Source organism: Microbacterium sp. 2MCAF23, from assembly GCF_052115565.1.
Classification (GTDB): Bacteria; Actinomycetota; Actinomycetes; order Actinomycetales; family Microbacteriaceae; genus Microbacterium.
Window position 1 is genome coordinate 327,106 of record NZ_JBFRGY010000002.1, and the last position, 9,716, is coordinate 336,821.

Genomic DNA, 9,716 nt, shown 5'->3' on the forward strand with positions numbered 1-9,716 from the left:
GCGCGACCTGCTCAGCCCGCGGGAGACGGTCTGATCTCGGTCCAGTCGGCGAACTTCGGCCGGCGGCCGTCGCCGGAAGACCGGCGCGTCACACGGCGCTTGATCCAGGGCCCGACGTGCCGCCGGTAGTACGCGGCGGTGCTCAGGGGCTCCTCCTCCGGCACGTCGCGGGCCTGCCACCACTCTTCGGGGGCACCGACGCCGACGGCATCCAGCACCCTCGCGGCCACGCGGTGATGTCCGTTGGCGTTCATGTGGAGGCGATCCTCGGCCCAGTACTCGGGTCGGCTGAGTTGGCGGTCCGGCCAGTTCAGCGCCTGGAGCACGTCGGGGCGATCCTGGATCCGGCGGAGCACAGCGGCGGACAGCTCGTCGCCGCGGCGCTGGATCAGTGATGACAACGGGAGTTGTCCCGAGGGGTTCGCTCCGGAGAGCACGATGAGGGTGGCGCCGGCCTCGTCGCAACGCCGGAGCACCCGCGTGAACGCATCGGCGATGTGCTCGATGTCGGCCTTGGGGCGCAGCATGTCGTTGCCGCCGGCGTTGAAGGACAAGTGGGTCGGCTTCAGGGCCAGGGCCGGTTCCAGCTGCTCCTCGACCACCGGCCATGCGAGGCGTCCGCGGATCGCCAGGTTCGCATAGGCGATCGGCTCGCCGAGCGCATCCGCCCAGCCCAGCGCGGCGAGATCGGCCCACCCGCGGACCGTGCCGTCGGGAAGCTCGTCACCGACGCCCTCACTGAAGGAGTCGCCGATGGCGACGAAACGAACAGCACTCATTCGTTCAGCCTACGACGACGGGGCCGGGCAGACGCACGACCGTCCGGCCCCGTCAGCGACCGACGTGGGTCAGTCCTCTGCGAGCAGCTTCCGCACCCGCGGGATCACCTCGGTGCCGTAGAGCTCGATGCTGCGCATGAGCGCCTCGTGCGAGGTCGTACCTGTCGCGTACTTGAGATCGAACCGGCCGAGACCGAGAGTGCGCACCGTGTCGGCGATCTTGGCGGCGACCCGCTCCGGCGAACCGGCGTAGACGGCGCCTTCCGGACCCACCTCGTTCTGGAACTGGGCTCGGCTGTACCCGGTGCCCCAGCCCCGCTCGGCGCCGATCGTGTTGCGCATCGTCTCGAAGCCCGGGTACGCGGTGGACCAGGCCTCGTCGTCGGTGTCGGCGATGTGCCCCGGTGAGTGCACCGCGATGGGGAGCGCCTTGTTCCCGAACGCGTCGACGGAGCGGTGGTACAGGTCGATGAACGGGCGGAACCGCGCCGCCGGTCCACCGATGATCGCGAGCATGAGCCCGAGGCCGTGTCGCGCGACGCGCACGACCGACTCCGGCGATCCCCCGACGCCCACCCAGGTGCGCATGCCTGCGGCGGTCTTCGGGAAGACGTCGGCGTTCTCGAGCGGGGGCCGGACGGTTCCCTGCCAGTTCACGGGCTCCTCCTTGAGAAGCTCGACGAACAGTTCGAGCTTCTCCTCGAAGAGCCGGTCGTAGTCGCGCAGATCGAAGCCGAACAGCGGGAAGGATTCGGTGAAGGAGCCGCGTCCCAGCACCACCTCGGCGCGACCGTCGGAGAGCGCATCCAGAGTCGCGAAACGCTCGTACACACGGACGGGGTCGTCGGAGCTCAGCACGGTCACCGCCGTTCCCAGGCGGAGCCGCTCGGTGCGCGACGCGATCGCCGCCAGGACCATCTCCGGGCTCGACACCGCGAAGTCCCGGCGGTGATGCTCCCCCACGCCGAAGAAGTCGACGCCGACCTGATCGGCGAGTGCCGCCTGCTCCACGATGTTGCGGATGGTCTGCGCGCCGCTGAGGGTCTTCCCCTCCGCGTCGACCGTGATGTCGCCGAACGTGTCCAGTCCGAACTCGATCTCCATGCCCAGCCCCTTTCTATTCATCTGAATAGAGAAGAAAGGGGTCGCGGACATTCCCGCGACCCCTTCCCGCTGCCGGGCGCTGTCAGACCACCTGGAAGACAGAGCGCAGCGTGTCGAGGCCGACCCCACCCATGTCGAGGGCGCGCTTGTGGAAGGCCTTGATGTCGAAGGCGTCGCCCTCGCGCTCCTTGACCGCGTCGCGGACCTGCTCCCAGATGCGCTGGCCGACCTTGTACGACGGCGCCTGCCCCGGCCAGCCGAGGTAGCGGTTCACCTCGAACTGTCGGAACTCGTCGGACATGTTCACGTTGCGACGCATCATATCGAGTGCGTAGTCGTGATCCCAGACACCCTGGCCGTCGAGGCGCGGCTTGCCGAGATGCACGCCGATGTCGAGCACCACGCGCAGCGCGCGCATGCGCTGCCCGTCCAGCATGCCAAGTCGGTCGGCGGGATCGTCGAGGTAGCCGAGCTGCTCCATGAGGCGCTCGGCGTAGAGCGCCCAGCCCTCCGCGTGACCGGAGGTGCCGGCGAGCACGCGACGCCAGGTGTTCAGCTCCGCCCGGTTGTACGTGGCCTGGGCGATCTGCAGGTGGTGCCCGGGAACGCCCTCGTGGTAGACGGTGGTGAGCTCGCGCCAGGTGTCGAACTCCGTGACGCCCTCCGGCACCGACCACCACATGCGGCCGGGACGGGAGAAGTCATCGGTCGGGCCGGTGTAGTAGATCCCGCCCTCCTGCGTCGGCGCGATCATGCATTCCAGTTCGCGGATCTGCTCCGGGATGTCGAAATGCGAGGCGCCGAGCTCGGCGATCGCCCGATCGCTGGTCTCCTGCATCCATCGCTGCAGGGCGTCGGTGCCGACGAGCTTGCGCGCAGAGTCGGCCTCGAGGTGGGCCACGGCCTCCTCGACGGTGGATCCGGGCAGGATCTCGTTCGCGATGGCGGTCTGCTCGGCGACCATGCGCGCGAGCTCTTCGCGGCCCCATTCGTAGGTCTCGTCGATGTCGATCGTCGCTCCGAGGAACCGGCGAGAAGCCAGGGCGTACAGCTCGCGTCCCACCGCGTCCTGTTCACCGGCGACGGGAGCGAGTTCAGCGCTGAGGAACGTGCGCAGGCCGTCGTAGGCGACGCGGGCGGCGGCGGAGCGGTCGGCGAGGTCGCGGGCGAGGCTCGCGGGCAGCTGCCCTTCGTCGGTCGAGGCCTCGGCGACGAACGCGGCGAAGAAGCCGTCGTCGGCCGTGTACCGCGCGATCTGCGTGGCGACCTCGACGACCTGTCGCCGGGCCGGGACGACACCCTTCGCGATGCCCTCGCGCAGAGTCTCGACATATCCGTCCAGCGCGGCGGGAATCGCGCCGAGACGCTCGGCGATGACGCTCCAGTCATCGGCCGTCGCCGTCGGCATGAGGTCGAAAGCCTGGCGCACATCCTGTGCGGCGGAGGCGATGACGTTCAGGTCACGCAGATGCCACTGCGCATCGTGCTGCTCCAGCGTCAGCCCGAGCTCGGCGGAGAGATCCGTCTTGGTGACCCGGTCGATCTCGTCGACGGGCTCCGCCGCCTCGAGCTCTGCGAGTACGCGGCGGGTCTGGGCGATGGCGTGCTCGTGGCCCGCCGGGCTGAAGTCGTCGAGGCGGCCGTTCACCTCGTTGCGGCCGATGTAGGTGCCGAGGATCGGCGAGAGCTCAGTCAGGGTGTCGACCCAGCCCTCCGCGATGTGATCGATGGTGGACGGCCTGCGCGTCGTGGGCTGCTCTGCGGTCATCCCTTGAGCCTATCCACGGAACGGGCTCCGCTCCACGGAACGACGCGGCTGAGGGCGCGCATCGTGGAGCGGTTCCCGTTCCGCGGCGTTGCGTCAGTGCGCGGCCTCGTTCCAGTCGCCGCCGCGACCGACCTGCACGTCCAGCGGCACAGACAGGTCCGCGGCGCCGGCCATGCGCTCGCGCACGATGCGCTCGGTGGCATCCCATTCCCCGGGCGCCACCTCGACCACGAGTTCGTCGTGGATTTGCAGCAGCACCCGGGAGGCGAGGCCGGCCTCGAGCAGGTCGGCGTGGATGCGGAACAGCGCGACCTTCATGATGTCGGCCGCACTGCCCTGGATCGGAGCGTTGAGCGCCGCCCGCTCGGCGTTCTCACGGAGCACGCGGTTCGGGCTGACGAGGTCCGGGAACGGTCGGCGTCGCCCGAAGATCGTCTCGGTGTAGCCGACCTCCTTCGCGGCGATCACCGAGGCGCGCAGGTAGTCGCGCACGGCGCCGAAGCGGGCGAAGTACTCCATCATGAGCTGCTTCGCCTCGGACTGCTCGATGCGCAGCTGCTTGGACAGGCCGAAGGCGCTGAGACCGTAGACCAGGCCGTAGGACATGGCCTTGACCTTGGTGCGCATGGCCGGCGTGACCTCCTCGGGCTCCACGCCGAACACGCGCGCACCCACGAAGCGGTGCAGGTCCTCCCCCGAGTTGAACGCCTCGATGAGGCCTTCGTCGCCGGAGAGGTGCGCCATGATGCGCATCTCGATCTGCGAGTAGTCCGCCGTCAGCAGCGTCTCGTAGCCCTCGCCGACCTGGAACGCGCTGCGAATGCGCCGCGACTCCTCGGTGCGCACCGGGATGTTCTGCAGGTTCGGGTCGGTGCTGCTGAGCCGGCCCGTCTGGCTGCCCGTCTGCACATACGTCGTGTGCACGCGGTGGTCGGCGCGGATGGCCGTGTCGAGCGACTCGATGATCTGCCGGAGTTTCGTGGCCTCACGGTGCTGCAGCAGCAGGTCGAGGAACGGATGCGGGTTGCTCTCCTGCAGGTCTGCGAGCACGGCCGCGTCGGTGGAGTACCCGGTCTTGGTCTTGCGGGTCTTCGGCAGCTCGAGCTGCTCGAAGAGGACCTCCTGCAACTGCTTGGGCGAGCCGAGGTTCACCTCGCGCTCGATGATCGCGAAGGATTCCTCCGCGATGCGGCTCGCGCGCTCCCCCAGCTCCTGCGAGAAGCCGGAGAGGATCTCGTGCGAGACGGCGACGCCCGCGAGCTCCATGTCGGCGAGAGTGATGAGGGTGGGCAGCTCGATCTCGCGGAGCACCCGGTCGACGCTCTCCGGAACGTCCGTGCGCAGGGCGGTGGCGACGCGGGCCGTGAACCAGGCGAGCTGGGCGGGCGAGGCTCCCTCCGTCTCCGGCACGAGCTGGCTCGGATCCGCCTCCGGCAGCTTCTCACCCAGGTAGCGGTCGACGAGGTCGGCGAGCGTCTTGTCGGGATAGCTCGGGCGGAGCAGCCATCCCGCGAGGTTCGTGTCGTAGGCCAGCCCGCCCAGGCGCACGCCTGCGCTGTGCAGTGCCTTCACCTGCGGCTTCGCGTCGTGGAAGATCTTCGGCGCGTCGGACGCGAGCCAATCGGCGAGAGCGGCCTGCACCTGCGGCGACCATGAGAGCTCGACGAGGTCGTCGCCGTGCGCGAGCCCCACGCGCCGTGGCAGTCCGCCGGCGGCGGTCACCTCGACCGCGACGTCGCCGGTGGCTGTGGCGAGCCACGCTGCGACCCCTTCGACGGAGAGCTCCGTGGCAGCCGGTACGGCGACGGTGGCAGCGGTCTCCTCGGCGGGCGCATCCTCGCCGACCGCCTCGAACACCCGCGGCAGCAGCGTGCGGAACTCCAGGCGGGCGAAGATGTCGCGCACGGCCTGCGCGTCGATCGGACGCGTCTCGAGGTCTGAGGGGCCGACGGGGAGCTCGACGTCCTGCAGCAGCCGGTTCAGCTTGCGGTTGCGGCGCACGTCCTCGATGTGCTCGCGGAGGTTTCCGCCCACGACGCCTTTGATCTCGTCGGCGCGATCGAGCAGCTCATCGAGCGATCCGAACTGCGTGAGCCATTTCACGGCGGTCTTTTCGCCCACCTTCGGCACGCCGGGCAGGTTGTCGCTCGTCTCACCCACGAGAGCGGCGATGTCGGGGTACTGCTCGGGGCGCACGCCGTAGCGCTCCTGCACGGCGATCGGGTCGTAGCGCTTGAGCTGCGACACGCCCTGCACGTTCGGGTAGAGCAGCGTGACCTCGTCGTTCACGAGCTGGATCGTGTCGCGGTCCCCGGAGACGACGAGCACGTCGAAGCCCTGCGAGGATCCCTGCGCGGCGAGCGTGGCGAGGATGTCATCGGCTTCGATGCCCTCCTTCGTCAGGACCGGGATCGACATCGCCGCGAGGCAGTCCTGCAGCAGCGGGATCTGCCCGCGGAACTCCGAAGGGGTCTCCGAGCGGGTCGCCTTGTACTCCGGGTATACGTCGGTGCGGAACGAGTGCCGCGACGTGTCGAAGGCGATCGCCATGTGCGTCGGCCGCTCCGCCTTGATGAGGTTCACCAGCATCGACAGGAAGCCGTAGATGGCGTTCGTGTGCTGGTTGTCCTTTGTGGTGAAGTTCTCCACCGGAAGGGCGAAGAACGCCCGGTATGCGAGCGAATGGCCGTCGACGACCATGAGGGTAGGCTTTGCGGAGTCCGTCACGACTCCAGCCTAACGAGCCCTGCGGACATCGAATCGAGGAGGATCCGCGTGAGCGACCCTGTGGACACGACCGCTGCACCGACCGGCTCCGGGATGGACTGGGCGGTCGAACGCGGCATGGGCGCCCTGGCGGAGAAGATGGGTCTGAGCTGGGTCGAGTTCTCGGTGAACCGCTGCGTGGCCACGATGCCGGTCGAAGGAAACACGCAGCCGGTCGGGCTCATGCACGGCGGCGCCTATGTCGTGCTCGGCGAGTCTCTGGGCTCGATGGCGGCGAACCTGCATGCCGGCCCCGGGCGACTCGCGGTGGGCGTCGACATCAACGCGACGCACACGCGCTCGGCCACCAGCGGCGTCGTCACGGGCGTGTGCACCCCGGTGCACCTGGGCCGCAGCATCACCGTGCACGAGATCGCCGTGAGCGACGATCAGGGCCGGCGCTGCTCCACGATCCGGATCACGAACATGATCAAGGACCTTCCCGGCGCCTGACCGCTCAGGACCCGCTGTCCGGAGCATCCTCCAGGATCCGCTGGAACAGCAGGTGGTCCTGCCACTCCCCCGCGATGCGCAGGTAGCGCGCGGCGTGACCGATCTCGGTGAAGCCGATGGCCCGCAGCACGCGCTGCGACGCCTCGTTGTTCACGAGCGTCGCCGCCTGGACCCGGTGCAGTCCGAGGTCGTCACGTGCGAGCGCGCAGACGGCGGAGACCGCGGCGCGCATGACCCCGCGGCCCGTCAGGTCCTTGTCGATCCAGTAGCCGAGGTGCGCACTCCAGAACGCCCCGCGCACGATGTCGCTGAGGTTCACCCGTCCCACGATGCGGTCGTCGGCGTCCTCCAGCACGTAGGCGGCAGTACGCCCTTCGTGCACACCGCGCAGAGACTCTCGGACGAACTCGTCCTGGCGCGCGGTGGTGAAGAACTCCGCTGTGCGGAGCGGCTCCCACGGCGCGAGGTGAGCGCGGTTACGGGTGTACGCCGCGGCGAGCTCGGCGCCGTCTCCGGGAAGAAGCGGGCGGAGCAGGATCCCGTCGCCGAGATCCACGCCCTTACTTCTTGGGGGCGAGCTGCTCGATGATCGCCTTCGCCACGTCCTGCATGGTGAGACGGCGATCCATCGACGCCTTCTGGATCCAGCGGAACGCCTCGGGCTCGCTGAGTCCCATCTTCTCGTTCAGCAGGCCCTTGGCCCGGTCGACGAGCTTGCGGGTCTCGAAGCGCTCGACCATGTCCGCGACCTCGGCCTCGAGCGTGATGATCTGCTCGTGGCGGGCCAGGGCGATCTCGATGGCCGGGAGAAGGTCGTTCGGCGTGAACGGCTTGACGACGTAGGCCAGGGCACCAGCCTCGCTCGCGCGCTCGACGAGCTCCTTCTGACTGAACGCGGTGAGCAGCACGACCGGCGCGATGTTGCTCTTGTGCAGCTTCTCCGCGGCGCTGATGCCGTCGAGCTGGGGCATCTTCACGTCCATGATGACGAGGTCGGGACGCAGCTCCGTGGCCAACTGCACCGCGGTCTCTCCGTCTCCGGCTTCGCCGACGACATCGAAGCCGTTGTCGCGGAGGATCTCGACGATGTCGAGGCGGATCAGCGACTCGTCCTCGGCGACGACAACGCGTCGCGGAGCGGACGAGGCGGGCTGCTCAGGCTGCTGCTCTTCAGTCACGGATCCATCCTACTGGACAGCAGTTTCGGATCTTGTGAACCATGGTGCCGGCGGTGGGACTCGAACCCACACACCCTTCCGGATAGAGCATTTTGAGTGCTCCGCGTCTGCCATTCCGCCACGCCGGCCCGGATCGACTGTAGCGCACCTGCGGATGCCACGAGGGCCGGCCCCATGGGGCCGGCCCTCGTGTGCGCGTCCTACTTGGCCTGATAGGCCGGAGCGGCGCCGTGAACGGTGTCGCCGACACGGTGGATGCGCAGGTCGTTCGTCGATCCGACGATCCCGGGAGGGGAGCCGGAGATGACCACGACCTTGTCGCCCACTTCGGCGAGGCCCGACCCGAGCAGATGCTCGTCGACCTGGTGGAACATCATGTCGGTGTGCGGCACGAAGTTCACCAGGCTCGTGCTGACGCCCCAGGTGACGGCCATACGGCGGCGGATCGCCGGATCCGGCGTGTACGCGAGCATGGGGATGCGCGAACGGAGTCGCGACAGGCGCCGCGCCGAATCGCCCGACTGCGTGAACACGCAGAGGAACTTGGCCTCGACGAATTCGGCGACCTCGAGAGCCGCGAGCGTGATCGCGCCGCCCTGGGTGCGCGGCTTGGTGGTCAGCGGGGCGATCCGCTCCAGGCCGTGGTCCTCGGTGGACTCGATGATCCGAGCCATCGTCTCCACGACGATGACGGGATAGTCGCCCACGCTGGTCTCGCCCGAGAGCATGACGGCGTCGGCGCCGTCGAGGACGGCGTTCGCGACATCGGAGGTCTCGGCGCGGGTCGGCACCGGACTGGAGATCATCGACTCGAGCATCTGGGTCGCGACGATGACGGGCTTCGCCATGCGGCGGGCGAGCTCGACCGCCTGCTTCTGCACGATCGGGACCGCCTCCAGCGGCAGCTCGACGCCCAGGTCGCCGCGGGCGACCATGATGCCGTCGAACGCGTCGACGATGCTCTCGAGGTTGTCGACGGCCTGCGGCTTCTCGATCTTCGCGATGACCGGGACCTTCACGCCCTCTTCGGCCATGATCTCGTGCACGCGGGTGACGTCGGACGCGTCACGGACGAACGACAGCGCGATGAGATCGGCGCCGATGCGCAGACCCCAGCGCAGGTCGTCCTCGTCCTTCTCGCTCAGCGCGGGGACGCTGACCGCGACGCCGGGCAGGTTGATGCCCTTGTTGTTGGACACGGCGCCGGCGACCACGACACGCGTGGTGACGACGGTGCCGTCGGTCTCGATGACCTCGACACGGACCTTGCCGTCGTCGATGAGGAGGAAGTCGCCGGGCTTGACGTCCTGCGGAAGGCCCTTGAAGGTCGTTCCGCAGATGTCCTTGTTGCCCAGGATGTCCTCGGTCGTGATCTTGAAGATGTCGCCGACCGCGAGCTCGTAGGGGCCGGCCTCGAACTTGCCGAGGCGGATCTTCGGGCCCTGCAGGTCGACGAGGACGGCGACGGCGCGACCGGAGTCCTCCGCCGCGCGGCGGACGTTCGCGTAGTTGTTCTCGTGCACGGAGTAGTCCCCGTGGCTGAGGTTCAGCCGGGCGACATCGACCCCCGCATCGATGAGGGCCCGCACCGTTTCATACGTCGAGGTTGCGGGGCCGAGTGTGGCCACGATTTTGGCACGTCTCAATGCGTTCTCCGATAAGTGTCAG

At 68.6% G+C, this 9,716-nt stretch carries 8 protein-coding genes and 1 tRNA gene; 1 reads left to right on the plus strand and 8 read right to left on the minus strand.

Annotation, left to right across the window (positions count from 1 at the left end):
* Nucleotides 1–11: 11 nt before the first annotated feature.
* The 4 genes from AB4078_RS03080 to polA all read right to left on the minus strand — a co-directional run bounded on the left by AB4078_RS03080 (nt 12) and on the right by polA (nt 6,378).
* Nucleotides 12–779 carry an SGNH/GDSL hydrolase family protein gene (locus AB4078_RS03080; protein WP_441975907.1) on the minus strand — a complete coding sequence of 256 codons (768 nt, stop codon included), beginning with the start codon at nt 777–779 and terminating at the stop codon, nt 12–14.
* A 69-nt stretch (nt 780–848) separates the two neighbouring features.
* The gene (locus AB4078_RS03085) at nt 849–1,883 is read right to left on the minus strand and encodes an LLM class flavin-dependent oxidoreductase (protein ID WP_441975961.1); all 1,035 of its coding nucleotides are present in this window, start codon (nt 1,881–1,883) and stop codon (nt 849–851) included.
* Nucleotides 1,884–1,965: 82 nt separating this feature from the next.
* Entirely contained in the window at nt 1,966–3,651 is a 1,686-nt protein-coding gene (locus AB4078_RS03090) for a DUF885 domain-containing protein (RefSeq protein WP_441975908.1), read from the minus strand.
* Between the two features lie 93 nt (nt 3,652–3,744).
* Nucleotides 3,745–6,378 (minus strand): DNA polymerase I, encoded by a 2,634-nt coding sequence (polA, locus tag AB4078_RS03095; RefSeq protein ID WP_441975909.1) that lies wholly within the window; start codon nt 6,376–6,378, stop codon nt 3,745–3,747.
* A 93-nt stretch (nt 6,379–6,471) separates the two neighbouring features.
* On the opposite strand from polA, the gene AB4078_RS03100 reads away from it, so the two are divergent.
* A complete protein-coding gene (locus tag AB4078_RS03100) occupies nt 6,472–6,870 on the plus strand; it encodes a hotdog fold thioesterase (protein ID WP_441975962.1) in 399 nt (132 codons plus the stop codon).
* Between the two features lie 4 nt (nt 6,871–6,874).
* Here the strand turns inward: AB4078_RS03100 and AB4078_RS03105 are convergent, their stop codons facing one another.
* The 4 genes from AB4078_RS03105 to pyk form a co-directional block, all read right to left on the minus strand.
* Nucleotides 6,875–7,426, minus strand: a complete 552-nt coding sequence (locus tag AB4078_RS03105) for a GNAT family N-acetyltransferase (protein WP_441975910.1) — start codon at nt 7,424–7,426, stop codon at nt 6,875–6,877.
* A 4-nt stretch (nt 7,427–7,430) separates the two neighbouring features.
* Nucleotides 7,431–8,048, minus strand: a complete 618-nt coding sequence (locus AB4078_RS03110; protein WP_441975911.1) for an ANTAR domain-containing response regulator — start codon at nt 8,046–8,048, stop codon at nt 7,431–7,433.
* A 42-nt stretch (nt 8,049–8,090) separates the two neighbouring features.
* Nucleotides 8,091–8,176, minus strand: a tRNA-Leu gene (locus AB4078_RS03115).
* Between the two features lie 72 nt (nt 8,177–8,248).
* Nucleotides 8,249–9,694, minus strand: coding sequence for a pyruvate kinase (pyk, locus tag AB4078_RS03120; protein ID WP_440731758.1), 1,446 nt, complete (start codon nt 9,692–9,694; stop codon nt 8,249–8,251).
* Nucleotides 9,695–9,716 lie beyond the last annotated feature (22 nt).